This window comes from Corynebacterium choanae (assembly GCF_003813965.1).
Taxonomy (GTDB): Bacteria; Actinomycetota; Actinomycetes; order Mycobacteriales; family Mycobacteriaceae; genus Corynebacterium; species Corynebacterium choanae.
In genome coordinates, this window is record NZ_CP033896.1 from 2184222 (window position 1) to 2211220 (window position 26999).

The window sequence follows — 26999 nt, forward strand, 5'->3', positions numbered from 1 at the left end:
GACAACCATCCGGGTCGTCCGTCCTGGGGTGCCGGCGGAAAACCGCAGCGCTAGCGGTTTACCAAAAGAAAACAACACAACGCGTTTGCACCCCGTATCGGTCAGCATTGACCACACCGATACGGGGTGCATCTATTGACTAGTCAGCAACCTGCCGCACACCACAAGTTGCAGCATATGCCCCACGGTCACTGACCAGGCGGGGTCTATCGTTGCAATCCCAGCACCCCTGCTGCCCAAACCACCGATCCAAATGCCGCGTCGAGCCGCACCCACGAGCCGTGGGTTGCCACCCGAATCTCCTGGGGGAACGAGGAATCTGCCGGGGCAACAAACCCTAAACTCGTCAACGCCAGCACCATACGCATTGGAATAGCAACAGCATATTCATCCCGGGTTGCTTCCACCACGATTCCATCCAACAAGGATGCCGGCGGTCCTAATGGCCCAGAAAACTGGCGGGCAAGCCGCTTCCCCTCCCCTACCAGGTCACGCACCACATGGGCAGGGATACGATCCACATGAACAAACCGGCTAGCCTGTGGCGGCATCATTCCTGGCCACGACGCATCAAGGGCAGGCAACACAATCGAATCCTCGACGGCTGGGGCAACAGGTTTCGCTGCCCCAACAGGCTGATCGCCCCGACCTTGTAAAGGATGCTGCTGCACATACTCAGCTAGCCTGGCCGCCGAAACAACCGCACCGTGCCGATCAACTACACCGGCACAACGTCGACTACCAAACACCGAAAACGGAGTAGTGACATACACATCAATCGCCGACACGCCACGGGTATCAGCGGGTGCAGGTTCCGCTGCGGCGGATGCAAGATTGTCCCCTGCTGTCGCAGCATTCCTGGCCGAACGGGGCTGTGCCATCGGCGCATCTAACACGTTAAAACGGGCAAGCGTCTGACTATCTAGATGGCAAGCCCTAGTGAGCAATGATCCCAACCCGCGACGACCCGCAGTGATCGACACTTCCACATCACGCATAACCTTTTCCTCTGCTGAACCTTGTGGTAAAACCCCTGCGACTGCCGCACCGTCATCCATGAGCAAAGCAGCAACCAGTGCAACGAGCACAACTGGTTCCAGGTTCAACCAGCACCGTGTGACAAGTTGCCAACGCCTGCTAAGCGTGGGCTGTTCATTCGCCGCTGCGGGTGCATCAAGGCGAAGGACAACCACACGATCAGCTCCAGGTGCACAACACCAAAACTGGTGCGACAGCAGGAAAGTTATTGAGTATCAGTAGCCCCTGCAGGGGACGATCCTTCATCAACTCGGACGATTTCCCCATCCGGATTCACCCGGCCCGGCGCCAATACCCGAAGTTCGCTCGCAGTAATTGCCCGCGGGCTGGCGGTTTTCACGTCGACCGCAATCTGCACACACGTCACCGTGGCACAATGCACACCATCCCGATCCGCGATCTCTTGCCGGGTAGTAAACGATGTTTTCCCCACATGGGTCACTGTTGTGCTCACCGTGACCGCCGTTGTATCGGGGAGGATCGGCTTCCGGTAGTCAACTTCCAAGGTTCGCAGAAAAACCGCCGGAACTTCGAGGCCACGACCTAAAAACTCTTCAATCGCAAAAATGTTGCGTGCCTCTTGCGCCAGTTCAATATAGGCGCCATTGTTGAGATGACCGAAGCGGTCAAAATCCGACCAGCGTACAGCGACATCGGTCGTGTGTGCAGCCAAAGAATCCCTCATAGTGGCAGTATGTTTCCCTTCAACAGTGAATCGATAAGGCTGTGCGCCGTAACTATTTGGCCATCCCGCCACGAACGGTCGTGCAAGCATGCCCGGAGACATCCGCAAACACAGCCAATCCCGTGCCGCGACCGGCAAGTGCAAAGTTGCCGCAACAAAATAGTCGAGTCCTGTGCCTTATCCAAGCGATGGCTCCCACGCTACCCCGTTGTGATGAAAGTCGCCATGCGGCACAAAGCGCAATAACCACTTGGTATTGAGCTAAATCACCGCCATGTGAGACTACGTTTGCCGCCGACGCAATACCCGCCGGTCGTCGCTTAGCACCTGGAATTCCTCTTCAACTGGCAACTCAGGCGGTAAGCACCGACTCTCTTCAAACACACAGCACCGCCAAGATTCACAGCGCACCGAATGGTGCATGATGCTGAACAATCTTGGCGGTGCCACAAAGAGATCATCGTGCCATGCTCACCAAACAACACCCAACCGGAAACCATCCCTTTCATCAAGGGCTTACACTCGGTTGGACGCCAATTCGCAGCCATTACGCTGACGAAACAGCAGGCAAGTCACACAAAGGAGGGTTAGCGGGTGAGTTTGCGGTGAGTGACTCGCGATGGACGTGCAGCCTCAGGGCCTAGCCGCTCAACCTTGTTCTTCTCATATTCTTCGAAGTTACCTTCGAACCAGAACCATTTTCCTTCCTCAACATTGCCTTCCCACGCCAAAATGTGGGTACAGGTTCGGTCAAGGAACCACCGGTCGTGGGAGATAACCACGGCACAGCCTGGGAATTGCTGTAGCGCATTTTCCAGACTCGACAGGGTTTCCACATCCAAGTCGTTGGTTGGCTCGTCGAGCAGAATCAGGTTGCCGCCCTGCTTCAACGTCAATGCCAGATTCAACCGGTTGCGCTCACCACCAGAAAGCACCTTGGCAGGTTTCTGCTGGTCTGGACCTTTAAAACCGAATGCCGACAGATAGGCACGCGACGGCATCTCATTTTGGCCAACCACAATGTAGTCCAGCCCGTCAGAGACAACTTCCCACACCGTCTTTTCACCGTCGATATTTTCCCGGTTCTGATCCACATAGCTCAGCTGCACTGTGGAACCGACGATGACTTCACCAGCATCGGGTTGTTCCAATCCGACAATGGTTTTAAACAGCGTCGACTTACCAACACCGTTTGGACCGATCACACCCACAATGCCGTTGCGTGGCAGCGTGAATGACAGATCCTTGATAAGGGTACGCCCATCGAATCCCTTGGAGAGGTTGTTTACCTCCACAACCTGGGCGCCAAGACGTGGCGGGGTTGGGATTTGGATTTCTTCAAAGTCCAGCTTCTTGTACTTCTCGGCTTCCGCCACCATTTCTTCGTAGCGTTCCAGACGGGCTTTATTCTTGGCCTGTCGAGCTTTCGCACCGGAACGTACCCAGGCAAGTTCTTCCTTCAAGCGCTTCTGCAGCTTCTGGTCTTTCTTACCAGCAACTTCCAGGCGCTTCGCCTTGGTCTCCAAATAGGTGGAGTAGTTACCTTCGTACGGATAGAGCTGACCGCGGTCAACTTCACAGATCCACTGTGCAACATGGTCGAGGAAGTACCGGTCGTGGGTGACCGCCAGCACAGCACCCGGATATTTTGCCAAGTGTTGCTCCAGCCAGAGGACACTTTCCGCGTCGAGGTGGTTCGTAGGCTCGTCAAGCAGCAACAGATCAGGTTCGCTAAGCAGCAGCTTCGCCAACGCGACGCGGCGCCGCTCACCCCCGGAGAGGTGGGTTACCGGTTCATCACCGGGCGGGCAGCGCAGCGCATCGAGTGCCTGCTCAATTTTCGAATCAATCTCCCACGCATCCGCATGATCAAGTTCGTCTTGCAGTTTGCCGAACTCTTCCATCAGCTCGTCGGAGTAATCGGTCGCCATCTGTTCGGCGATCTGCTCGTAGCGCTGCTTCTTTTCGAAGATCTCGCCCAAGCCCTCTTCCACGTTTTGGCGAACGGTTTTGTCCTCGTTCAGTGGCGGCTCCTGCAGCAAAATACCGACAGTCTTGCCCGGATCCAGGAAAGCTTCACCATTACTTGGCTGGTCAAGACCTGCCATAATCTTCAAGATCGATGATTTACCGGCACCGTTGGGGCCAACCACACCGATCTTCGCCCCCGGATAGAAAGCCATGGTGACGTTGTTCAAAATAACTTTGTCACCGTGTGCCTTCCGCACATTTTTCATGGTGTAAATAAATTCACCCATTAACTTCCGCCGTCCTTTAATACCGTTGTCGTCGTTTGACGTTTCGCTGTGTGGTCAACACTGTTAGCAGGTTGATTTTCGCTGGCGCGACCTGCGCCGGGCAGACAACTGCAACCAGTGAAGACATCTACTCCATCGTCAAAGATACATGATGTGGGCGAGGTTCTTTGCCCCGGGATTCAGACCACTGGTACACCCAGCCTGGTGTGGATGCGTGAACGACACCACTATCGCAGGATATTAAAACGGTGGCGTGCTGGTGGCGCTGCCAACAAGTTCGTCAGCAGGTTCTTGTTCACCATCATCACCGATCCGTGTCTGCTCCGCGACCGACGGCTGATAGGAAGAAGAATCGATCCAGGTTTTTTCTTGCTCCACGAGGTTGCCAGAGGAATCCGGTGCCGCCAACATCACGGTTTGTGTGGGGCTTACCGTATTGGTGAGATAGCGACCCAGATCCGGCCCAATATGGCTTGCTCGTAGCACGAGTTTTGATCGGGGATTGCCATCTTTGTCTTCCCAGGTGCGGGTGACGAGGATTCCGACCACTATCACCGACATGCCTTTGGCTATTGATCGGCGGGTATTTTCAGCAAGTTTGCGCCATGCCTCTACAGAGACATACAGCTCGTCGCATTCTTTCCAGTTGCCTTCTTCGTCCAGTCGGCTGCGATGGGCACCGACTCGAAAGTTACACACCCCATTATCAGCAGCGACCTGGTGATAGGTCGGGTCGGTAAGCACCACGCCGGTGACTGTCATTGTTTGCTGTGGCATAACCCTGACACAGTCCTTCCTTGTTGTTCTCGTCGCAAAAGGCGAGATGCCAATGCACCGCTGTGGTCTTGCATGAGGTCGTAGTCTGCATCATCGCTGAAGTACTTGATGTTGGTTTGCAGGTTGCGCCACAGCTCTCCACTTTCGGCGATGCGCGTATGGCTGCCGAACGGAGCGGGAATCTTCTATTCCTAGCCATCAGTGGTGTGTTGCATGCTCGTGTGTGTTTCGACTTGTGCACTGTCACACCTGGTTCCCTGGTGTAGCGACGTCAACGAAAACTGGCACCTTGGCTGCAGGTATCGGTGGTTTGAGTTTCCTAGCGTTGCCGCTGGATGGTCAACAATCAGGCTGTTCTTTTGCCATCCGGGCGAGCATTGGGCAAACCAACAACAGCACCCGTCAACAGTGCGAGTTCTTCAGTGATGTTGCACTGTAGAAAGCATTGTGTTGACGAGTGCTGCAAGGTCGTTATGCGATGGGTGTGGGCAGCAAGACGCGCTAAATTTTTCTCCTAGCTGTGCACTACAAGGGTGTTGTGCCCTAAACAGTTGGTGTATTCATATGCCCGATTATTCGGTGAAATCCCGGCGGCGGCTTCTATTGCCCTGTTGGATGTTCCTGTTGCCAATCGGCAAATTCTTCATCGCTGAGCTGTGTGAATTTTTTTCCTCTTTGCCGCGGGGATGTGCGATGGTTGCGCTTTGTTTCGCGACGATCCCCAGCTGGCGACTGCTCTTGCCCTGTGTGGGCACCGTCACTGCGTTGCAGTCCGGCCAGCATCGAGTTGTAGGCGGCCATGTCTGCGTCCCCGGTGGCGTCGGCAAACTCGTCATAATGTTGCTGTTGTTGCTTATCTTCCCGATACCATTGCAGAAATAAGGCACCGAAAATAATCAGCAACGGGAATTGGCCAGATGCCCAGGCGATACCGCCGCCGACGGCTTGATCCCAGGCGAGATCAACCTCCCACGGCAACCCGAGGTTTGCGTAGAAATCATAGGCCAGCACATCGTTCATGTGAATGAGCACGATGCCGAAGAACAGATGGAATGGCATGGAGAAAATTAGCCATGCGCCGCGGCTCATGGCGGATCGTTCCACCGGCTTTGGGTCTTTGCCGATAAGTTCCCAATAGTAGAGACACCCAGACCAGATAAAGACTGTGTTCATCGCCAAGTGTCCGGCGTGTTCCCACACTGCATAGTCGTAAAGCGGGGTGAGATACAAAATGTAGAACAACACAACGAACTGCAATGTGTTGACCAAAGGATGCATTTGGAACTTCAGCAGTGGATTGTTGGTAAATACCGCAAGCCATTCTTTCGGCCCTGGGATACCAGGTGGGCCGGGTTTGATGGCTTTGTCCCACAGCGTAAATGGCGCGCCGAGCACCCACAGTGGGGGAACCCCCATGGTGAGGATCATATGCCCGATCATGTGCATAGAGAATGTGGCCGGAATGTTCATGCCAATCCCGGAACACATGGTGACTAACAGCAACAGGCAGCCGCCTAAAAACCAGCAGGTATTCGCAATCGGCCAGGCTATTGCTTGTTTGTGGAGACGATAGACGCCCCAGATATAGGCCGCGGCAAGCAGCAGCGCAAGGGTGCCGAAGGCAACGTCAAAGCGCCACATTGTCCACACATTCCAGATCGTCGGCTCAACGAAGAGTTTGTAGCCGAGTTGGATATCCATTGTGTTGATATCGGGAGTGATCGGCGGCGGTGGTGGGGTGCGCGATAATGCGATGGCAATACCGACCACCGCGGCCATGATCAATACTTCCCCAATCGCTACGCGTTGGAAGTAGCGATGATCTTGCGGGTTGGCAGCGATTCGGGGAATGGTGCGGCTGCGATGCCAATAGCCGAACAGCCCTAGCAGGACAATGCCCACAAATTTCGCGAGCATGAGCAGGCCATATCCGGAATCTAGCCAGGCCGAAAATGGCAGGCGGATAGCCGCATTGAGCAGACCGGACAATGCCATGCCACACACTGACCACAGGGCTACTTGAGAATAGCGGTGGACTGCCAGATCCATATGGGTGCCGCGACGGCGACCATGCTGGATCAGCGCCATGAGTCCGCCGACCCATAACACAAAAAACAGCAGGTGCCACAGATAAGAGTTAGTGCCAAAATCGTGGTCGCCACCGGTTGCCGAGTGGCCTTCAAGTCCGAGTGGTACAATGCCAGCCAAGGCGCCGGCGAGTGCGAGCGGTTGAAAGCACCACCGGTTGGATGCCGCCGCCCCAAGTGCGGTGATCAGTGCAATCACACCGACTGCGAAAAACGCTACCGAGGTCGATACCTGTGACAGTGCGATCGGCCAGTTGGTGATCCGGATCGTCTCCACGAGCGGCTCCCCGGAGACATCGGAGAGATACAAGGGAACGAGTAAAAACCCGCACATGCTGTAGGCAAAACTGGCGATAATTCCGGTTCGCGCCGCAAGCGTGCCATCCACGTCGAGTTTGGCGTGCAATAAGTCGGTGGTTGCCGCGTCCCGTGGTGGGGTGAAAAAGGAACTCAACAGAAATGATCCACCGGCAAGCGCTGCGAGCATGAGTGCTGCTGAGCGGACAAAGGGTAATCCCGCTGTGGTGAGGATCCCTGGGTCTTTAATCCCCAGCAGTGCCAATGACTCTGCGAGAAAGCCGAAACTGATCCAGGCGCCAACAATTCCGGCAACGATAACAAAGCCCGTTAAGAGCAGTGTTGAACTCCGTGGAGCCGCTGCTTTTCGGGGCTGCGTTTGCACGCGAGTTGGAGGTGACGAATCAGCCTGATTCGAGGCGACAGCATTGGCAGACATGGGTTTAAGGGTAGCGGTATGTCCTCACTTCGGCACACCGGAGTGATGCGCCCGGCATATTGAGCCCTACTCGAGATATACGGCTACGCCAAATCCGGAAGCAACAACGAAGAAAAGGAGCAACTAAAAAAGCAACAACGAGACCACGTTCCCGAGGGCTGAAGCAACCTTTGAGCAATTGATCTGTAATTCTACGGCTGTCACGCTGCGCTACTAGCATTGGCGTACTTCTATGTTTCGAAAAACCCCGCCCCCTGGGCAGTACTATTACTTGCTGGTCGACTCGACGTGACTTGGTGCGGGTGCGCCTTCCACGCTAAACTTTGTTGTTGCTTTGCTAATACGGCGCAGTGTTTCCACCGTGTAACCTTGTCGCATCAGCAGCCCTTGCCCCCGTAGCTCAGTGGATGAGAGCATCCGGTTTCTACCCGGCTGGTCGTGGGTTCGAATCCTACCGGGGGCGCGACAGACTAAAACACCGCATTCCAGCATCATCCCCCAGCACTGTCTAACGAATCGACAGCGCTGCTTAGGATCGCTGGAATGCGGTGTTGTTTGTTCAAAAACCGGTCATACTTCTGACAAACCGGCAGTGCAACGCCTGGTAGAGCGTGTCACAAAAAACGGAAAGATCGCTCCATCGCCGTGTGGAAGCGGGGAAGTTCCTCGGTATTTCCCCGGCTATCACACCCCGGTGCGGTGATCTTCCGTTTCCGCAACGAACCCATGCCGACGTGCACTGCCGGTCGCAGTAGCAAAACGACGCCACCGGCGACGAGTCGAGCAAGCTCGACCCCATGTTCCGGTGGCGTCGTTAGTTTTTGCAAGGCACAAGTCCCCACGACAAGCGGTGGTCACCAACGCTGCGACAATGTCACGGCGCTGGTGGCCGCTGCAGGGTACTTGCAGCGTGAATTAGTGAGCGATGCCCTTCACGATGCCCTTCACCGGAGCTTCTGGTGCAGGAGCTGGTGCTTCTGGAGCAGGAACAGCTTCTGGTGCAGGAGCCGGTGCTGGAGCCGGAGCCGGAGCAGGCAGGAACTGGCCGAAGAAGCCAGAGGTGAATGCCCAGCCGAGGCCGCCGAGAGCCAGCAGGATAGCAGCAACGATGCCAACGGTCTTCAGGGTGTCGTTGTCGTCGGTGCGGTTCGAGGAGTTCAGATCGAACTTGATGTCGTTGTTGGAGGAAGTCTTAGCCGGAGCCCACTTGCCATCCTTCACGATCTGGGTAACGGTGTCCTTGAGGAAATCGTCGTTCACGTCGACGTTCTCCTTGGCCAGCGCTTCCTTAGCAACTGCGATTGCCTTGACAACTTCTTCATTCTTCAGGCAGTCTTCAGCGCTCAGCTTGGCGTCTTCAGCCAGGCACTGTTCCTTAACAACGGTCTCCAGGCTGGTGTAGGCAGCCTTAACACCTTCAGCCTGATCCTTAACCTCGGAGGAGCCCTTGGTCAGACCCTTGGAGGAGCCTTGGTCGTCGCCCTTATCCTTGTCGGAAGAGTTGGTGAAACCCTTCAGCGAGTCAGAGCTTTTGCTGTTGCTGTTGGTGTTGGTGTCGGTGTCTTCTGCAGCGTGAGCCGGAGCCATAGCGCCGAGCGGCAGGGTGATAGCGAGCAGACCGGCAAGAGCCTTGTTCTTCAGCTTCATGGAAAATCCTTACGAGTTTGAAACAATGGAACTGGTAGCCGACCTTCCCCACAACACCACAGCTTGATACGCCGTAGCAGTTCGATAGTCAGTCGGTTGGATGATATCCAGTGAATGTATCGAGCCAAGGGTCAACTGCGTTACATAGCGACCTCGGCGCAACCTTCACCGGCTTCACCAGTTGATGCAAAACAGTACCAAACTCATCAGGACACGCAACAGTTTGTGAGCCACAACCAAGAAGCAGTGAATAATTCCTCAGATTGCTCCAATAGCGATACTTTCCCGCACAGTGAACCACACCTGCCCCAATAGTACTATTGCTTCACTTTCGCCACATTGGTATCGCATGGCAAATATGCTGCGCATTCCATGGATAAGCAGACGGACTCAACCTCGTGACACGGCCACCAATCCCCCCAGGCGACATTCCCCCACAGCGCACACTCACCCCACTTTTCAAGGAGACGATACGGTGAAATATCCGCTTGTGATTTAAGACACTTTTTACCTCGAGCCGTATCCCGACTAGCTCGTCCGCACCTTTTCATGATCCCCCGCTTTTGCGGCGATCGACTCAGGAATACCACAACCTTCCGCCAGCAAGTGCGGCGGCAACAAATGACATTCAGCCCGCATTACGACAATTAGCCTCACCCCACCCGCAACCCAAGGCGCGCAGCGCGCCAGAGTTTTGTACTGTGGCATACATTGCATCGTTTCCGGCGCTAGCCATATATGCCCCCAATCACCACAGCGGTTTTCACCCAGCCTGGTGACACTGCGACTGGTGCGCTGCATCAGCCCGGAACAATCACCATCCAACATCTTTGTTTTCAAAAGACATTCACCGTAGGGATCTCACACCGTCATGACACTGCCCACTCCCCACCCGGATCACGTTGTTGTAATCACTGGTGCCAGCCAAGGCATCGGACTTGCCATGGCGAAAGACCTCGCCCGGCTGGGCCATAATCTGGTGCTCATCGCTCGCCGCGCGGAACTCCTCCAACACATTGCCGACGAGCTATCCACTACCCACCAGATCACTGCACAGGCCTATCCCTGCGACCTAGCTGACGCACAAGCCCGCACACAGCTCGTCGATGAGCTGCAGCAATGGGAAGTCTCCATGCTAGTGAACTCTGCCGGGATCGCCAGCTTTGGACCGTTTATGGATCAAGACTGGGACTATGAACAAAACCAGTTTGGACTCAATGCCACTGCAGTATTCGAGCTCACCCGCGCGGTACTTCCCGGCATGCTTGCCCGGCGCAGTGGCGTGATCTGCAATGTTGGCTCCGCCGCCGGCAATATGCCCATTCCAAATAACGCCACCTATGTCTTCACGAAAGCCGGAGTCAATGCCTTCACCGAGGCGTTGCACTATGAGCTGCGCGGCACTGGGGTTTCAGCCACCCTGCTCGCTCCAGGGCCAGTACGTGAGGCACTCAAACCCGAAGCTGAACGTTCCATCGTCGACAAGGTGGTCCCCGACTGGCTGTGGACCACCTATGAAACCTGCTCGCAGGAAACGTTGGAAGCAATGTCTAAGGGGAAGCGACGGGTCGTTCCAGGACCACTTGGCAAAGCAATGGATACGATCTCCGCCTATGCACCAACTGCCGTAATCTCACCGATTGCTGGATGGTTCTACAAGAAGATGGCCTAGCCCTTCCCCTTGCAGGGAGGCCTTTCACGACCTCGGGATGCGGCGACCCGACCGCAGCTGCGACAGCACTTCGACGCTTACAAATACCTCGACCAAACCCGCCTGGAACTTTTGCCAGCACCCCACCCCACTAGCCGTAACTACTATTGTCCGCTGCAATAAGAACAATCCATTGTTGCAGCGCACAGCAGATGAGAACGCAACATCCGTGTTCAAGGAGCATGCTATGACTGACCAAGCAACCGCAAGCGAGCCTGAGATTTCCGCCTCAGATAACCGGCTCGTCTGGGTCGATCTCGAAATGACCGGCCTCGATCCTGACCGGCACGTCATCGTCGAGATCGCCTGTATCGTCACCGACGCCCAGCTACGTCTGCTCGATGACGGTCTCGACCTCGTAGTCCATGCAACAGAGGATGAACTTGCAGCAATGGACAACTACGTCACGAAGATGCACGATTCCTCTGGTCTGACCGCAGAGATTCGCCGTTCCACCATTAGCGTTGCGGCAGCTGAGCAAGCTGTCTGCGACTACATCAGTCAGCACTGTCCTGCCGGCAGTAATCCCCCACTTGCCGGAAATTCTATTGCCACCGATCGGACGTTCATCCGGCGCTATATGCCCAAATTGGATCAGATGCTTCACTATCGGATGATCGATGTCACCACAATTAAAGAACTCAGCCGCCGCTGGTTCCCCCGGGTCTACTATGGTCAGCCGAAAAAAGCGATGTCCCACCGGGCGTTAACCGACATTGTCGAATCGATCCGGGAACTTGCATATTTTCAGCGAACAGTTTTCACCGCTCCACCAGGCCCCACTACAGAGGCGGTCGCCGAAAACACCGCAGCCACCATTGATGCGTTTACACAAACCTTGGCATCGCTTGCCCCGCCACAAACCAGCCTTTCTTAAGTTCTCATTGGCAGGCACACCGCTGCCGCTGCGCCACGATCCAGCCCACAGCTGCCTCGCCACTTCCCATCAGCGCAGGTGAATAGCTAGATTTTTGCATCTACGTCAGTCTCGGCTATTATTGCTAATCGCTGCCTGACACAGGCCGCTTGGGTTGCCAAGTGTGCTGTGATCTTGCCAGTGGTGGCTGTAGTTCAGCTGGTAGAGCACCAGATTGTGATTCTGGGTGTCGCGGGTTCGAGTCCCGTCAGCCACCCCAATAGTGAACAACCCCGAGAGATTTTCGTTGTCTCTTCGGGGTTGTTCGCATTCCAACCCAGGGTTCTTCCGCAAGCCTTGAAAGCTTCGGGGGTGCTGCGGGGCGTAACCTGGCATTGCAATGAAAAGCCTGTTTCCAGGTGTGAGCCTAAAACCGTTTCCAGTCTGCTACTGCATCTTCCATCTGGTCATCAGGGCACACCAAGAGCGCTCGGCGACTGTCCGGCTCCTTCGTCGGCATCGGTGCGATTGCAACCCCTCGCCCGCCGAAACCTCCGCCCTTTTGTTCACTGTTGACATCTTGAGAAAGCAGCAACGCTACCGTGTATCCCCTCGTCAGCCTCCGCAGACTCTTCCTCGTAGGTGTGGCGGCTCTTTTTGGGGTGTTTGTGGTCTATGCGATTGTTGGCAACGCGATTACTGGTATCGATGCGCGCTGTTGGTGGTGGTTTATCACCCACCGAAGTAACTCGATGACCACAGTGATGCAGGCAGCAGCCTGGCTCTTTGATCCGCCTATGGTGGCACTGTTCAGCGGGATCATGCTCACCGCTGTTGCCATCTTCCGGCGGCGATTCGCCTTAGAAGCGCTCACCTTCATCGCTATCGAAAGCGCCTCGCTGACGACACATCTGCTCAAAGACGTGATTGGACGGCACCGGCCACCAGTGGTGTTCCGTCTTACTTCTGAAACGAATTTCTCGTTTCCATCTGGTCATGCCACCGCCGCAGCCGCACTGATGACGGCGATCGTGGTGTACGTGTGGCTCACCTACCGGCTGTGGCAGACCCTCTGGATCGGACTACTAGGTCTCGCAGTCACCGTATTTGTGGCCGTCAGCCGAATGTATCTTGGCGTGCACTGGATTACCGATGTTATTGCCGGAAGCCTCATTGGCTGTGGGGTGGTGTGTTGTGTGACTGCCATCGGTGCATTGTTGATCAACGCGATACAACGACATCCCCACACCGATGCTGCTTCCCACACAGCACGCTAACGGGGCATCCGCCAATTCACGTTGCAAAGCGTTGGCCACGGTGCCATGGATTGCTGCAGCGTTGTTCCCAGCCAGGAGATTGTGCGGCGTCTAAGACAACACAGCGTGCACCGTGCGAACTCACAATGCAGTAGCCGCATTCGCAGACGAAGCTTCACAGCAATAGTTGCCCAGGCGCGAAGCCACCCCGCTTCGCGCCGAGCAGAATCAACCAGCAGACTAAACGTCCGAGTACGCCCCCATCCACAACGGTGTTACTCCGCCGGTGCGGGTGTTGCATTGCCGGCCTTCCAGGTCTCCCACGGAATATTCCAGTCCCCTAGGCCGTCATAGCCGCTTAACGTGCCACCGACGGTGTTTTTCACCACCACAATGTCACCGCGCTTCGTATTGTCCATAAACCACTTGGCGTTTTCCGTGGACACATTCAAGCAGCCGTGGGAAGTATTCTGGCTCCCCTGCGCCCACACTGACCATGGGGCAGCATGCACGAAAATCCCCGAATAGGACATCTGTGTCGCATACTTCACGTCAGTCCGATATCCGTTCGGGTCGGTAACGGCCAGACCGAATGTTGACGAATCCATAACAATGTCGGGATATTGGTCGCCGATAATGTAGGTGCCCTGTGGAGTCGCAAAATCAGGCCGCCCCATTGACGTCGGCATGGTGTTGATCACTTGGCCATTGCGGCTAATCGTGATGGTTTTTGTGTTGTCATCGGCGACGGCGATAACCTCATCACCAATGGTAAACGAGGTGTGGTTGCGTTTATTTCCCCACAGTCCTTCGCCCAAATGGGTGCCGTATAAATCAACATCAACATCCACGGTGGTACCGGGTTTCCAAAAATGTTCCGGACGCCACCGCAGCTCATAATCGTTTAGCCAATAAAACGCGCCTTCGACCGGTGGATTCGTGGTCACCGTAATGACCTCTTGGGCGGCTTCCCGATCTTCAATGGGCTGACCAAACCGGAACCCGATGGTTTGCCCCACCCCCACCGTCGACCCTTCCAACGGGCTTAAGGCCACATTGGTAGTTGCATCCGGCGTGATGGTGTCAAATACCGTCGTCGATGTGGCACCTTCGCTCGTGGTGGCTTGAATGGTGTAAGTGCGGAAATAGCCCAGATCCTCGGCGGTGGTCCACGTGGTTCGATCGGCGGAATATTCCGCCTGAACAACCTTGCCGTCCTGGTTGGTCATGACGACTTCTTTCAGGGTGCCTTCCACTGCTTTGACCGTCACCGGATTCGCCGGATTGTAGCCAGTGGCACCGTCGCGCACACTCGCTACTGCAGGCACCGGCGCTTTCGTAGTTGTCGATTTTTCGGCAACAGTTTCACCGGTTGCTGGCTCCCCCAATGGACTGCACCCTGCAAGCACAAGAGAGCCGGCCGCAAGTGTTGCGACAGCGGTGAACACAGATCTGGTCAAACGTTGCATGATGCTCCAAGATCGACAGTAAATCAGCACTCCTACAGTTCACGCTACTCGCCACCGCAATGCGCAAGAGAAAGGGCTGCGAGCAAACACTGCCAACTGCAGCAATGTGTAGACGATTGTACATTGCCGCGCACACAACCCTGGTGAACAAACATCAACGATCAACCAGGATCCGGATAACAAACTTCCACCTGCGCGGGGCAGCAAGGAAGCTTGCAAAACCCTCATATTCACCACCAAAACACGCAACTACCAGGCGATTTTACTTTCTTCTTCGCGGCGTTGTAATATTCTTACTCGTTGCCGCGGCGGGCAAGAAGCCCACTACAGCAGCAATATGCGCCATTAGCTCAATTGGCAGAGCAGCTGACTCTTAATCAGCGGGTTCGGGGTTCGAGTCCCTGATGGCGCACCACCTAAAGACCGGATTGATGGTTACCATCAATCCGGTTTTTCTTATATCTGCCGCTGGTAGCGTTGTCGAATGCGGGTTAAGGGACAAAAAGTGTGTCTGGGGGTGGGGGTGGCTGTGGGGGTTTAGATCGTTCCTTTTCTGATCCCGACGGAGTGCGTGTACTCGATGTCGATATGATTGTCGTACAGCGCGGGGCGTCCGGTTTGATGGTTTGCTTCGTTGTTGTTGACTGGGGTGAGGGTTTCTACTTTAGCGAGTGAGTCTTTGCCCCAGTTTTGTTGTTTCGCGATGATGTGGGGATCAAGCGGATCTCGGGTGCGAAAGTGGAGCCACCAGTCGATATTGGTTCGTTGACGTTCTCCTTTTCTACCGTGGTGTTGTCTGGCGATGAGTTTTAAAGGCCCGTTGATACCGCCTTCGAGGCAGTTGGTTGTGGAGGCGAACGCCTCAGGGTTCTTCGCGCTGGGATGGGGGGTGAGGTAAGCGAAGAGTTTGCCGTCTTTTGCCAGGTGGTAGAGCCTGTAGAACGCGCGTCGGGCGCGTTGATGGGTGAAGACTTTTTTTCTTTTTCCCGGTGAGGGGGTCGGTGATGGTGGTTTTTTCGTTCATCCAGCTGTTGCAGTCTTGTGTGAATTGGTGGAGGTAGTCGATCCATTGGTCGGCTTGTTCACGGGTTGTGATGCGGGTGAGCTGGAGTGCGAGTTGGTAGATGATGGTGCCTTGGGGTGTGCGGGGTCGGCTGGTGATATCGCGTCGTGTGTTGCGTTGGACGTGTACGAGACAGCGTTGGATAGGGGTCTGTGGCCAGCATGAGGTCATCGCTGTGTAGGCGCCGTTTCCGCCGTCAATGACTGCCATAAGTGGCGGGGTGATATCACGGATGAGTTGTGTGTAGTCGTAGGTGGTTTCTTGCTTGCACCAGCGCCAGGCAAGGACGTAGTCACGGGTTGCTGCGATGAGGAGACAGCCGCCGTTGAGGTAGGTTCCGTCGAGAAAGATTTGATCGTAGACGGGGTGGTTGTGTGGTTGGGGCACGCTGATCAGCCACAGTGGCTGGAAGTGGCGGTGAACTGTTTTCGGGGATGTGCCACGAGCAGCGGCGATGTCGGCGATGCTTTTATTGCTCGTCAGGTGGGAGATGAACTCATTCATCCAGGTTCGAGCGGTGATATCGGGCCGGGTTTTACTTGTAGAGGCACCGCAGTGGATACAACGCCATCGTGTGGTGCCTTTTGTTGTTGTGCCGTTTTTCTTTGTGGGGTTACCGCAGATACTGCAGCGGGGACGATTGGTTGACATAACCCTGAAGCCAACAGGATCTATACCATGGGGTGGTGGTGCCGTCAAGGGTTATGGAGAAAAAAGAGGGGAATAAGCTTTCTAGGCTTATTATTTTGTTGTCATTGCTGTTCAGGTGGTAGAAATCGGCGGTTTGAGACACACTTTTTGACCCTTAAGCCTCGAATGCCTGCACACAGAGTCCCAACTTCCCCGGCACACCGTCGAACACCAAAAAACTGATGTGTATTCGCTTCGGTCATTCGACGAAACACTCCAGCCGGAGCGGCTGAGACTTTAGGCGGGCATACGCGCGTGCTGCAACGCCGGTGAGGATCCGCCCCGCCGACATTCGGCATCGATGTGGCACACAATATTGCCCCATTGGGCAGCGTAGCGCTGCTTGCCGCTGTAGTGTGGCCTGTAACTGTCCGCCCTGGTTTCCCCTGTCATCAAGACTCGCCAGGGTGGGACATGGTGATGCAGCATTATGCCGTCCCTTCGAGAGGAATCCCCATGAGCCGTGCGTTACTCATTGTCGATGTGCAAAATGATTTCTGCCCTGGTGGTGCGTTAGCCTGCGAAGATGGCAATAAGGTCGCCGCCTTAATCGGGGCGTGGCAGCGTGAGCATGCAGCCGACTATGCTGTACAAATTGCCACCCAGGATTGGCACATTGATCCCGGTGATCATTTCTCCGAGGAACCGGATTTTGTCGATTCCTGGCCGCCACATTGTGTGGTTGGTACCGGCGGTGCGGAACTGCACAGCGACATCGCAACCGAACTTATCGACGTTGCGGTACGCAAGGGTCAATATTCGGCTGCCTATTCCGGTTTTGAGGGATCCGCCGACGAAGAGTCACTCGCCGCACTGTTACAGCGCCATGAGATCACCGATTTGGATATCGTAGGGATCGCCACCGACTATTGTGTGCGCGCAACCGTGCTCGACGCCCGAAACCACGGATATGCGGTGCGAGTCTACCCGGAACTCTGCGCGGGAGTGGCTGCAGCTACCTCTGCCGCGGCGTTGCAGGCAATGCAAGACGCTGGCGCTCGTCTCGTCGAATTACCATAAGCTCGCAATAGCACGTCTTCGCCGACTGACCTTCACCCGCTACACCATCCACCGGCACCATATGCTCCCCTGCTCGAGTCGAGTTATGTCGTCGCGCTCCTGCTGTGGTGCTAAAGCCGCCAAAACTCGGCAACCCCTCTTCCTTGGTTCATTGCCCCGCATAGGAGGATTTTTCCTCCTATCAGGCGTAAATGCGGCGGAACAGGGAGCGCATGGTTGACCCAGGAGGCAATATCCAGGATGCGTGACGGCGACGTGGTGCATCCGATTCTCGAGCTGACAGCATGATGCCCTGAAATCGCAACACACCGACCAGCAAGGACAAACGTCACGTCCTTGGTGATCGGTGTGTAGCGCCGTTGTTTGTAGCCGTGTCGGCTGCTTTCACCTGAATATCAAGGGTGATGCACAGCCTGCTGCATGTGAGACACCAACAGCCAATGCCTTCGCGCTAGAAGTTGTTAGCCGCGTTCAGCGAGAATACGCCGGATTTCCCGCAGATCCTTGTTGCGACGGCGTGCCCGGTAGCTACCAATGAGCACGACCACTGCGACTGCCCCAGCAATACCAGCGAGCACCTTTTGTACCTGCGGGTCTTGCAGCTTGCTCGTCGCTTCCTGCTTGGCATCCTCGACAAGACGCTGTGGCTTTGAGCGTTCAGCCAGTTCGTCAAGGGTGCCGGCGAGCAGACGACGAGTGCGAGCAATATCGCGTTCGATATCAGAGATGCTTCGTGCCATGGTAAGTCCTTCTATCAACAGTGGTTGTCAGTCAAAAATGTTGGCGGCGAGGAGCTGTCACAGCCATGGATCAACGCTGCCTTCGCAAGTCATATGATTATCATCATACAAGCAAGCTAATCGTTGGTCACTTCGGACGGTGCCTCGATGGTGCGTGCAGTGTGGCTGCGGCACAGAATGACGCTGCCGATACACACTGCGCCATCGTGGCTAATACTGGCAAACCATTGCAGATCCTCCCCGAGTGCGGCAGTGATAGCGGCCGCAAACTCCCCGTGCAGCTGCACCTTGATGCGTCCAAAGGCATCGGCTACAACCTCAATCTCGGCGAAATTGACCTCTTCTGCCGCGATGATTGGCGGCTGGCCGAACAGCGCCTGCGAAAAGGCTTTGATCACGGCTTCTTTGATTGCCCACCGTCCAGCAACATGTTCGGCAAAACGGAAACCGCTATAGCGGTTGGCACGCAGCCGCTCCCGGCGGGAGAGCACGCGCAGAAACTGTGTTCCAGGTTGAGAGAGCTGTGCGGCAAATGCCGTCAAGTCAACAACATCAATACCGTGGGCAAGGACATAAGGTGGCACGGCTGTCGATTCTAGGCGATGGGACGTTGCTTACCGCTGGAACAGGGTGTGTCACCGGTTCTTGCCGGCAGGGGTTGCCACCGGTAGGCGGCATTGGCGTCTCACTGCAGGCTCTGTTTTCTCGCGAATCAGCCGTGATAGTGCCGGGTATAGTGGAAAAGTATGATCACACCAATGCTTGCGCCGGTCGGCAATACTCCGCTCGTGCCCTGCGATCGGTTGGCTGAGCGGCTCGGATTATCCCGGCGCATCTACGCCAAACTTGAGCAATTTAATCCCGGTGGATCAGCGAAAGATCGCACCGCCCGGGCAATGGTGGAAGCGGCCATCGCCGATGGACGTATTGATGAGACAACCACCCCACTGCTGGTGGAGTCGTCATCAGGCAATTTAGGGATTGCTCTTGCCCGCCAGGCACACCAGCGAGGCTGGGATTTTCGCTGTGTGGTTGATCCGCGAGCAAATGCGGCGTCCTTGGCGACTATGGCTCGCTTCGGGGCAACCATCGATATGGTCAACAGTCCCGATGCAGCAACCGGCGACTGGTTGACTGCCCGCCGGGCGCGTGTACAAGCCTTACTGCAGGAGTATCCGCAGGCCATCAACTTGGATCAATACTCCAACCAGGCTGCCTTTACAGCCCACGCGGAAGGCACCATGGCTGAAATCTTGAATGCGCTCGACGCACCCCCGGAGTGGCTCTTTGTGGCAGTAAGTACCACCGGCACCCTTGGCGGTTGTCAACGGAAACTTCGCGAGGTTGGTGCCGATACCGCCACGATGGCCGTTGATGCATACGGCTCGATTCTTTTTGAGGGACCTCGGGCGACTCGGGTCTTACCTGGTTTTGGTGCCGGTGTCCTGCCTGCGCTGGCAGCACATGTCCATCCCACCGGGGTAACTCGCATTGGCACCAAACAGGCGGTGATCGGTGCGCATGCACTCACCCGGGTGGAGGGGATTTTGCCCGGTGCCTCTGGCGGGGCGGTGATTGCTGCCCTCGCGCACGCCGTGGCAACAGGGGTACTCTCCCCCAGCGGGAAACGACCTGTTGTGGTGGTATTGCATGACAGCGGTGCCGGTTATCTCGACTCGATTTATGATCCGGGGTGGCTGCACCGGGAAGTAGGCATCACCCAGGATGCAATCCCCCAATTGGTTGACGCGTTGTTGGCAGGCGACCTCGGGGACTATGACCGTACCTGAGATTCGGGTGTGGTCTGCATACAACCCGCTTTCCACACCGCCCAGCAGCCGCAACCCCCTTTTATTCGCAGCCTCGTGTGCTGACCAATGGCGGGAATGCAGCAAACAACCAACCACCAGCAGTGCACGGCTTTCACCACCTGTAATGCTCAAGCCAACCACTACAAGTGTGCAGAACTGATACTCACCGGACTGTGGCCACTTGAGGCAACATGGCCAACCTCGGTCGTTATTTTCTTATCCCTTCAGGTCTTTTTTCTTATCCCTTTAGGAGGGTTCCGATTCGCAATGAGCTCCACACAGCAACCAGCCCCCTATCGGGTGGCGATTATCGGCGGCGGCCCGCGTGGACTGTGGGCGCTCGAAGAACTCCGCAAACAGTGGCAAGCATCGACGGCGCACCTGCCAGTGGCGGTTACCCTCATTGAGCCGCATGCACCCGGGGCGGGTTGGGTGTATCGAGCCGGCCAGTCGCCGGTGATGCGACTCAACGCCCCAGCCAGTGTGGTGACCTCTTTAACTGGTGGCGCATTCAGCGACTGGTTGGCAGCCAAACCTGCAATCCCCGGCGCGCAAGCAGGTGATCCGGCAAGTCGTGTCTTCGTTCCCCGGGTGGTGGTTGGCGAGTTTTTACACCACTGCTATCAGCAGTTGCTGGCGGATCTTCCACCGGGGATGACTATTGAGCATCTGCCAGGTTTGGCCACGGATGTGGCGATTTCCGGCGATACTATTGATGTCTCGATCAGCGACCTGCCCGAAGAATCCGAGAGTGACCACGCTCGATCTTTCGATCTGGGCAACCACCGCACCAAGTCGGATGTGGACGGAAATCCAGCCGGAGCGCCGGTTGTGCCAGCTACGGTGACTGTCGACGAAGTGCTGTTCGCTACTGGGCATGTGCATGCCTGGGAGGGTGAGCTTTCCCCGGCACTGCACCCGTATTTTGCACCGGGGGTCGATGTCATCCCGGCTGGCGCATGTGTCCATATGCGGGGTGCGGCGCTCACTGCAATTGATGTGTGTCTGCTCCTTACTGAGGGGCGCGGGGGGCGTTTTGCTACCAGCACACGTGAGCAGTGGCGCTATGTCCGTTGTGGACAGGAACCGAAACAGATCATTCCGTATTCCCGCAGCGGCCGTTTCATGGAGGTCAAGCCTGCTCCTGGTTCGCCGCTCTACCAGCTCGATGTGGCAGCAGCAGCAGATTTGAGTGACCTGCTTAAGTCTGCTTCCACAACCGAAGCGATCATCGATGTGTTGCAGCAGGCAGCTATTGCCTGGTTACAGGCCGCCGGAGAGACAATTACGTCCACTCATCATGCGCAGGTTCGTGCTGTTCTTTCCGGATCTGATGGCAGTGGTGATGCGGTGGGTGATCTGCGGCGCAGTGTGCAGGTTATCCGCGGTACTGCCGCACCTTCGCCGCAGTGGGCGGTGGGGGATGCCTTCAGACGTCTGTATCCTGCCCTGGTGACCGCCAGAAGTTACCACTATCTGCCGGGTTTTCACCGGTTGTGCCGCACACTTGAGCGGGTGGCCTTTGGTCCGCCCGAAACTACCGCGGGAAGACTGTTGGCACTGATCGACGAGGGAATTGTTACAGCTCCGCGAACTTGTGCACTGCCGAATGTGAAAGCAGCATTGCCAGAAACCGACTGGCAACATCAGTATCATCGCGGCGATGACGAAGTGTGGCTGGTGGATGCAACCATTGCCCCACCGGGGATTCACGACCACAGTCTTGCCGGCCGCCTGCGCAAACTGGGGTTGCTCACGAGTGATGAAAACGGGCTCCTTGCGATTGGGCGCAACGGATATCTCACCGGGTCTCAACGGCTAGCAATGGTGGGGCGTGATGTTGAAGGCACCGTGCTGGGGCACGACACACTCTCTAGGGCGATGCACCCAGAGATTCCCCGGTGGGCTGCTACCGTCCACGACCATGTGCTCGCCGCATCTCAGCACAGCACGTAGTTCCGCATCTTCCACATCTCACCAATTACCGTGACTTGGCTTTGGGTACGACCTGCCAATAAGCAGCTCACTCTACCAATGTGGTTTTTTTACCAGTGAGGTCGCCTGCTAGGGCAATGGTGCTTGGGAACCCTATTTTTTTGCCACACCCAACAGATCAGGTCTGCTGGCCACCAACTGCCCTATTGTTGGTGTTGTTCTTTCTCTTTTTGCATGTTCTTCGCTTAGGAGTGGTTGCTATTTCTTCCCCCTCACCCCGCACAATGGCTGCAACAATCCCGCTGCAGGCTCGGCTCGCGCCGTGGATGCAAACGTTGCTCGACGCACCTGAGCGCCTCCGCGAGGCGGTGGCCACCTATGGCAGCCCGATTAATATCGTCAACCCTGCCGCGTTACCAGCCTGTGCCGCGGAACTTGTTGCAGCTGGACGTCGCCATGACGTGGCAGTGGAGATTTTCTTCGCCCGCAAAGCCAATAAGGCGTTAAGTTTTGTCGACGCGGCCCGTGACGCGGGTCACGGAATAGATGTTGCCTCGTTGCGGGAACTTGCCCAAGTGCTTGCCCGCGGTGTGGATCCGGCAAAAATTATTGTCTCAGCCGCGATTAAACCTGCTGCACTGCTGCGTCTCGCGGTGGAACATGGGGTCACAGTATCTATCGACAATCCAACTGAGATGTCCCGACTGGCGGCAATTGCCACACAGCTTGGTCGACAAACCCCTATTGCTTTTCGCATTGCCACCGATCCGGCATACCATCGCCCCACCCGGTTCGGGGAGCGCCCGGCAACCTGGTGCCAGCTGCTCGCCGACGGGCTACCATCCGGGCTTACACTGGTCGGGGTGCACCTGCATTTGCACGGCTATAGTGCCGCTGATCGGGCACAAGCACTAGGCGATGCACTGCAGGTTGTTGATGCCGCTACTGCCGCCGGCCACCAGCTCACATTCGTCGATCTTGGTGGCGGGATCCCCATGAGTTATTTGTCGTCGGCCACGCAGTGGGAGACGTTTCAACAGGCACGGGCTGAACTTGCAGCACATCCTATCGCGGATCCGACAAAACAGTGGACATGGAACAATGATCCACTTTCCAACCACTACCCCTTTTATCAACAGCCAATACGCGGTGAATGGCTCACCACCCTGCTCACCGCAACGATCACTTGCGGTGGGAAACCCTCCACCGTGGCTGCGGCACTGCGCACCCGCGGACTCGCCCTACACTTGGAACCTGGTCGCAGTGTGCTCGACGGCGGTGGTATGACTGTCGCCGAAGTCATCCACATCAAACACCGCACCGATGGGGTGGGGCTGGTGGTCTGCGGGATGAACCGCACCCAATGCCGCACCACCAGCGACGATATTTTGCTCGACCCAATCCTTGTGCCCCAACCAGATGCCCCAACCGGTGGCACTGATGCACCGTTTACCGGCTTTCTTGTGGGCGCCTACTGTATCGAAGATGAGGTGCTCGTTCGCCGCGCAATGCACTTCCCCCACGGTGTTCACCCAGGGGATCTCATCGCCATTCCGAATACCGCAGGCTACTTCATGCATATTTTAGAAAGCGCCTCCCACCAGATTCCGCTGGCACACACCCTCACCCTTACCGGGAATGACGAGCTCGTGCTCGATGATATTGATCGGCAGCCCGCCTTCGATCCGCCAACACTGACCGGCGATTTACCGGGCACTGCTCAACCCCATCACTGACCACTGCACGGTAACCACCACCAACTGCAACCCAACACGGCTGCATGCGGCAGGACGAATCTGTTAGTGCTGTCCCCGCGCTACCTGGCATCTTTTCGGTGGTGGATCGCGTGTATTTGACACATTCCACATCAACCACGGAAACTTGCACCATGCTGCTTCACCTTGCAAGCCACAATGCGAAAAAACTTCAAGAACTTCAGCGTCTTTTACAAGGCGCGGGGATTACCGGAATTGAACTCGTCTCATCGGCTGATCTTCTCGGCTATCCAGAACCCACCGAGGACGGTCGCACCTTTGCCGATAATGCCCTGATTAAAGCCCGGGCAGGGGCGAAAGCAACTGGTGTCACCACCATCGCCGACGACTCAGGGATTGCTGTTGATGAGCTCAACGGCATGCCCGGGGTGCTGTCGGCGCGGTGGAATGGCACCCACGGCGACGATGAGGCGAATAACGCTCTCCTGCTCGCCCAGTTAGCTGACGTTCCCGCCTCCCGCCGTGGCGCCCAGTTCGTCTCGGTGTGCGCTGTGGTCACCCCGGAGGGTGAAGAGTGGATTGAAAAAGGCGTGTGGAATGGGCGGGTAGTGAAAAAAGCCGTCGGCAGTGGCGGTTTCGGCTATGATCCGCTGTTTATCCCCGCCGAAGAGGACGAGCGCGTACAAGACTTAGATGAACGTCCGAAAACCGCCGCGGAACTGACCCCGGAAGAAAAAGATGCGATTTCTCATCGTCGTCGCGCACTCACCGCGCTGCTCCCGGTGTTGCAAGAATTAGCTGATCGGGCTGTTGCTGACGGATCCACTGTGACTGCCGCCCCGGATTCACCGCTGACAGTCGAAGTCCCTGCAGAGACTGCTTCCGGCGACAGTGACGACAATGTGCTGGCCACCTTGCAGTCACTCAACGCGAAACCAGCCACCACTCCGGTTGATCGCAGCGGCAACGCCTAAGGCTGGCAAAGCTGTCAGCTGCAGAAACAACACACACTGCAGGAGCAATACGCAAGCACACGAGCGGAGTATCACCTATCGGTGCCGCTTCGCTCGTGTGCTTCGTGTTTTATGCTAGCTTCCCCCACCCTGGTGCAGCTGACCACCCCAGCAGGATAGCCGGTGTACAACCAACGACGCCGCCAACCAGGTGAGGATTACGGCAGCTGGAATGCTGCTTTAACTTCCTTGCGACGACGATGTTCCGCCACGAAGGACATAAATGGGATCGTGCCCCACAGGGCAGTGACCAGCCAGGTCACTGGCGACCAGCGTGCCTTCGTTCCCAGGTTCAGCACCGCCACGAGATACAACATGTAAAACAGCCCGTGCAGCTGGCCGATAATCTTCGTCCACTCCGGCATGTGAATACCGACGAGATACTCCAAAATCATGCGACCTGTGAGCACAAGCAGCCAGCAGCCCGTCACCCAGGCGGCGATAGAAAACATGGTCAAAGCTTTACCGACACGCTGCTGTCGCTCCGGAGTTACCAATGGTGGTTGTTGTTGCGTCATAGTGTTTTTGCGTTTCTTCCTTACTTCATCACCGCATCATCGTGAACAACAGCGGGTGAGAATCCTTGTGCTTTATGTGTATTCAAACCGCGCACCGTAGACGCATGCTTGAATATTGCAGCTGTTGCCTACCCTACCGGGCAACGCCGGGAACACCTACCGCCACGCCAGAAGATAGTCAGCGGAAATCATCCCGAATCTCTCCACGACGGCGTTGTGGCTTATTCAGCTCATTAAACGTATCGACGTCAAGCGTAGGGCGTTCGGGAAGCAGCGCTGGATCGATCTCGGAAAAATCCCCTTGGGCTGCCTGCTGCTGCTTCTCCCGCACAGTCGGACTCACCCCAGTTTCGGCAAGCTCATCCTCATAGTCGCCGATCTTTTTCCACACATAGATAAAAAACGCCCCGAAACATGGCCATTGCAGGGCATAGCCAAGATTCTGAAACGACCCCGATTCTGACCAGCGGGTGTACTGCCACCAAGCCAGGGCAAGCGTCGCCAACACCAAAATAATTAACACAATCAACCGCAGAATCCGTGTACGACGACGAACAGCAGTGCGGGGTGTGTCGGGGGCAGCGCTCATAAAAGGTAACTGTACCGCGAAGCATCAAGCCTGGTCGAACAACTTAGCAAACCAGTCGGTGCGCAAAGACAATCCCCCCGTCACAAGGAGGCTGTCCGAGGCCGGCAATGACTGCCAAAGCATACGATTGCAGCCGAACAAGTATCCATGCAGCTTGTAGCCTTCTGCGGGGTGGTAAAAGATATGCTCAGCTGTACCGAACTGGCACCAGCCCACTGCGGACAACCTCCCTGCCATCTTCAGTGTTGCATCCCAGCGGAGTGCCCATGTTGCATGACACCTGCCTGGTGATGGTAAAGTACTTCCTCGCTGCAGATGTTAAATACAACACCAGCGATTTGCGCCCGTGGCGGAATTGGTAGACGCGCTAGATTTAGGTTCTAGTGTCTTATGGCGTGGGAGTTCAAGTCTCCCCGGGCGCACCAAAACCTTTTCCATGCACCACCCCTGGAACAAGCTCAGTAACAGCGAGCATGTGCCGGGGGTGGTTTCGCTATTGGCGAAAACAAAGCAGGCTTGCTCCAACGAGATTGTGACCGCTCGAACAACGTAAATACCTGCGACGAAGCGTCACTGTACAGTGAACCATCGACACCCAACTGACTGTTCATCCACCTCGCGCAGCGCTTACCCCTCCTGCAATTTATTACGACACCGCATGGCAGCAACACGAGAGCTCAGCAATAGCGGCTATAGATGGCCGAATGCTCAGTAGACCGCACCCACACGACTTCGCCCAACCAACACCATGTGTCTAAGAGTCGACGCAAATCTTCGGGCGAATCAACAACCGCTGCACCGTCGATCAAATCAACCTGTACCGCGTTCGGCTTGCCACTTCGGTTCTTCGGATCTTGGAGGGCTGTCCGTCAATGGTTGACAATCTCAATTTGCGCAAGAACTGCGGAAAGCCCCTGTTTCAGCCACGGGCTGAGTGCTCCATGCTCAGCATCAGTGCCATCGAGAAGTTCGGGGCGTGTGCCGCTGGCTTGCAGTCGAGACACCGCATTTACGGCAAATCGAAATTGCACAGGAGTTCCGAGGAAAACTCAGGGATCCAAATTCCTTCACCATGCCCCGGCGGGATGTGCTCAGCTTTCACACTCGACTGCACGATGACGCTCGAAACTTCGTGTGCGCTGTGATCCACGATACAAGATTTTCGCATCTGCCCCGGCACGGCCAGGGAGATCACCGAACAAGGCCATCACTGCGCGGTGCCGTGCCCCGGACTCTTCAGTAACGGGACGCACCGTGAAAGACGACTGATTGCCAGATTGCACCAAGGTGTCATACGGAGCATCCCCAAGTCGAGATCATCACATCAGCAAGACCCGTGTCGTTACGACGTAGCCGAGAATCATCGAGTTACACAGTCGAGAGCG

Annotated in this window: 18 protein-coding genes, 4 tRNA genes and 2 pseudogenes; 12 read left to right on the forward strand and 12 right to left on the reverse strand. The window is 56.1% G+C overall.

What is annotated here, in order from left to right; genetic code table 11:
- Positions 1–206: 206 nt before the first annotated feature.
- The 5 genes from CCHOA_RS07905 to CCHOA_RS07925 form a co-directional block, all read right to left on the reverse strand.
- Positions 207–1106 (reverse strand): DUF8185 domain-containing protein, encoded by a 900-nt coding sequence (locus CCHOA_RS07905; protein WP_123929141.1) that lies wholly within the window; start codon positions 1104–1106, stop codon positions 207–209.
- Between the two features lie 137 nt (positions 1107–1243).
- The gene (locus CCHOA_RS07910) at positions 1244–1723 is read right to left on the reverse strand and encodes an acyl-CoA thioesterase (RefSeq protein WP_123929144.1); all 480 of its coding nucleotides are present in this window, start codon (positions 1721–1723) and stop codon (positions 1244–1246) included.
- A 587-nt stretch (positions 1724–2310) separates the two neighbouring features.
- Complete coding sequence (gene ettA, locus CCHOA_RS07915) at positions 2311–3981, reverse strand: energy-dependent translational throttle protein EttA (RefSeq protein ID WP_123929147.1); 1671 nt, start codon at positions 3979–3981, stop codon at positions 2311–2313.
- A 240-nt stretch (positions 3982–4221) separates the two neighbouring features.
- Positions 4222–4758: a single-stranded DNA-binding protein gene (locus CCHOA_RS07920; protein ID WP_123929150.1), complete on the reverse strand. Its 537-nt coding sequence runs from the start codon at positions 4756–4758 to the stop codon at positions 4222–4224.
- Positions 4759–5358: 600 nt separating this feature from the next.
- Positions 5359–7581 carry a bifunctional copper resistance protein CopD/cytochrome c oxidase assembly protein gene (locus tag CCHOA_RS07925; RefSeq protein ID WP_123929154.1) on the reverse strand — a complete coding sequence of 741 codons (2223 nt, stop codon included), beginning with the start codon at positions 7579–7581 and terminating at the stop codon, positions 5359–5361.
- Between the two features lie 389 nt (positions 7582–7970).
- Here CCHOA_RS07925 and CCHOA_RS07930 point away from each other — a divergent pair.
- Positions 7971–8044, forward strand: a tRNA-Arg gene (locus CCHOA_RS07930).
- A gap of 452 nt (positions 8045–8496) precedes the next feature.
- Here the strand turns inward: CCHOA_RS07930 and CCHOA_RS07935 are convergent.
- On the reverse strand, positions 8497–9228 hold the full coding sequence (locus tag CCHOA_RS07935) for a hypothetical protein (protein WP_123929157.1): 732 nt from the start codon (positions 9226–9228) through the stop codon (positions 8497–8499).
- A gap of 871 nt (positions 9229–10099) precedes the next feature.
- Between CCHOA_RS07935 and cmrA the strand changes: the two genes are divergently transcribed.
- The 4 genes from cmrA (at position 10100) to CCHOA_RS07955 (ending at position 13072) form a co-directional block, all read left to right on the forward strand.
- Positions 10100–10900 carry a mycolate reductase gene (cmrA, locus tag CCHOA_RS07940; protein WP_123929160.1) on the forward strand — a complete coding sequence of 267 codons (801 nt, stop codon included), beginning with the start codon at positions 10100–10102 and terminating at the stop codon, positions 10898–10900.
- 226 nt (positions 10901–11126) lie between these two features.
- A complete protein-coding gene (gene orn, locus CCHOA_RS07945) occupies positions 11127–11816 on the forward strand; it encodes an oligoribonuclease (protein ID WP_123929163.1) in 690 nt (229 codons plus the stop codon).
- A gap of 183 nt (positions 11817–11999) precedes the next feature.
- Positions 12000–12075: transfer RNA gene (locus CCHOA_RS07950), tRNA-His, on the forward strand.
- A 364-nt stretch (positions 12076–12439) separates the two neighbouring features.
- Entirely contained in the window at positions 12440–13072 is a 633-nt protein-coding gene (locus CCHOA_RS07955) for a phosphatase PAP2 family protein (protein WP_206425782.1), read from the forward strand.
- A gap of 254 nt (positions 13073–13326) precedes the next feature.
- Here CCHOA_RS07955 and CCHOA_RS07960 read toward each other — a convergent pair whose 3' ends face one another.
- Positions 13327–14520, reverse strand: coding sequence for a L,D-transpeptidase (locus CCHOA_RS07960; protein ID WP_123929168.1), 1194 nt, complete (start codon positions 14518–14520; stop codon positions 13327–13329).
- A 339-nt stretch (positions 14521–14859) separates the two neighbouring features.
- On the opposite strand from CCHOA_RS07960, the gene CCHOA_RS07965 reads away from it, so the two are divergent.
- Positions 14860–14935 (forward strand) — tRNA-Lys (locus CCHOA_RS07965).
- A gap of 122 nt (positions 14936–15057) precedes the next feature.
- Here CCHOA_RS07965 and CCHOA_RS07970 read toward each other — a convergent pair.
- Positions 15058–16234, reverse strand: a pseudogene (locus tag CCHOA_RS07970) (IS1249 family transposase).
- 495 nt (positions 16235–16729) lie between these two features.
- Between CCHOA_RS07970 and CCHOA_RS07975 the strand changes: the two are divergent.
- Complete coding sequence (locus CCHOA_RS07975) at positions 16730–17293, forward strand: isochorismatase family protein (RefSeq protein ID WP_123929172.1); 564 nt, start codon at positions 16730–16732, stop codon at positions 17291–17293.
- A 461-nt stretch (positions 17294–17754) separates the two neighbouring features.
- Here CCHOA_RS07975 and CCHOA_RS07980 read toward each other — a convergent pair whose 3' ends face one another.
- Positions 17755–18033: a DUF3618 domain-containing protein gene (locus CCHOA_RS07980; protein WP_123929175.1), complete on the reverse strand. Its 279-nt coding sequence runs from the start codon at positions 18031–18033 to the stop codon at positions 17755–17757.
- A 116-nt stretch (positions 18034–18149) separates the two neighbouring features.
- Complete coding sequence (locus CCHOA_RS07985; protein WP_123929178.1) at positions 18150–18617, reverse strand: holo-ACP synthase; 468 nt, start codon at positions 18615–18617, stop codon at positions 18150–18152.
- 162 nt (positions 18618–18779) lie between these two features.
- On the opposite strand from CCHOA_RS07985, the gene CCHOA_RS07990 reads away from it, so the two are divergent.
- From CCHOA_RS07990 to rdgB, 4 genes and pseudogenes are all read left to right on the forward strand, one after another.
- Entirely contained in the window at positions 18780–19823 is a 1044-nt protein-coding gene (locus tag CCHOA_RS07990) for a pyridoxal-phosphate dependent enzyme (RefSeq protein WP_123929182.1), read from the forward strand.
- A gap of 288 nt (positions 19824–20111) precedes the next feature.
- On the forward strand, positions 20112–21800 hold the full coding sequence (locus CCHOA_RS07995) for an FAD/NAD(P)-binding protein (protein ID WP_164472428.1): 1689 nt from the start codon (positions 20112–20114) through the stop codon (positions 21798–21800).
- A gap of 263 nt (positions 21801–22063) precedes the next feature.
- Positions 22064–23515 carry an alanine racemase gene (locus CCHOA_RS08000; protein ID WP_123929188.1) on the forward strand — a complete coding sequence of 484 codons (1452 nt, stop codon included), beginning with the start codon at positions 22064–22066 and terminating at the stop codon, positions 23513–23515.
- Between the two features lie 152 nt (positions 23516–23667).
- Positions 23668–24294 (forward strand): annotated as a pseudogene (gene rdgB, locus CCHOA_RS08005) (RdgB/HAM1 family non-canonical purine NTP pyrophosphatase); the annotation flags it as partial.
- A gap of 371 nt (positions 24295–24665) precedes the next feature.
- Here rdgB and CCHOA_RS08010 read toward each other — a convergent pair.
- Complete coding sequence (locus CCHOA_RS08010) at positions 24666–25025, reverse strand: DUF3817 domain-containing protein (protein ID WP_123929194.1); 360 nt, start codon at positions 25023–25025, stop codon at positions 24666–24668.
- 178 nt (positions 25026–25203) lie between these two features.
- A complete protein-coding gene (locus tag CCHOA_RS08015; protein ID WP_206425783.1) occupies positions 25204–25614 on the reverse strand; it encodes a hypothetical protein in 411 nt (136 codons plus the stop codon).
- Positions 25615–25954: 340 nt separating this feature from the next.
- On the opposite strand from CCHOA_RS08015, the gene CCHOA_RS08020 reads away from it, so the two are divergent.
- Positions 25955–26039: transfer RNA gene (locus CCHOA_RS08020), tRNA-Leu, on the forward strand.
- Positions 26040–26999: the final 960 nt, after the last annotated feature.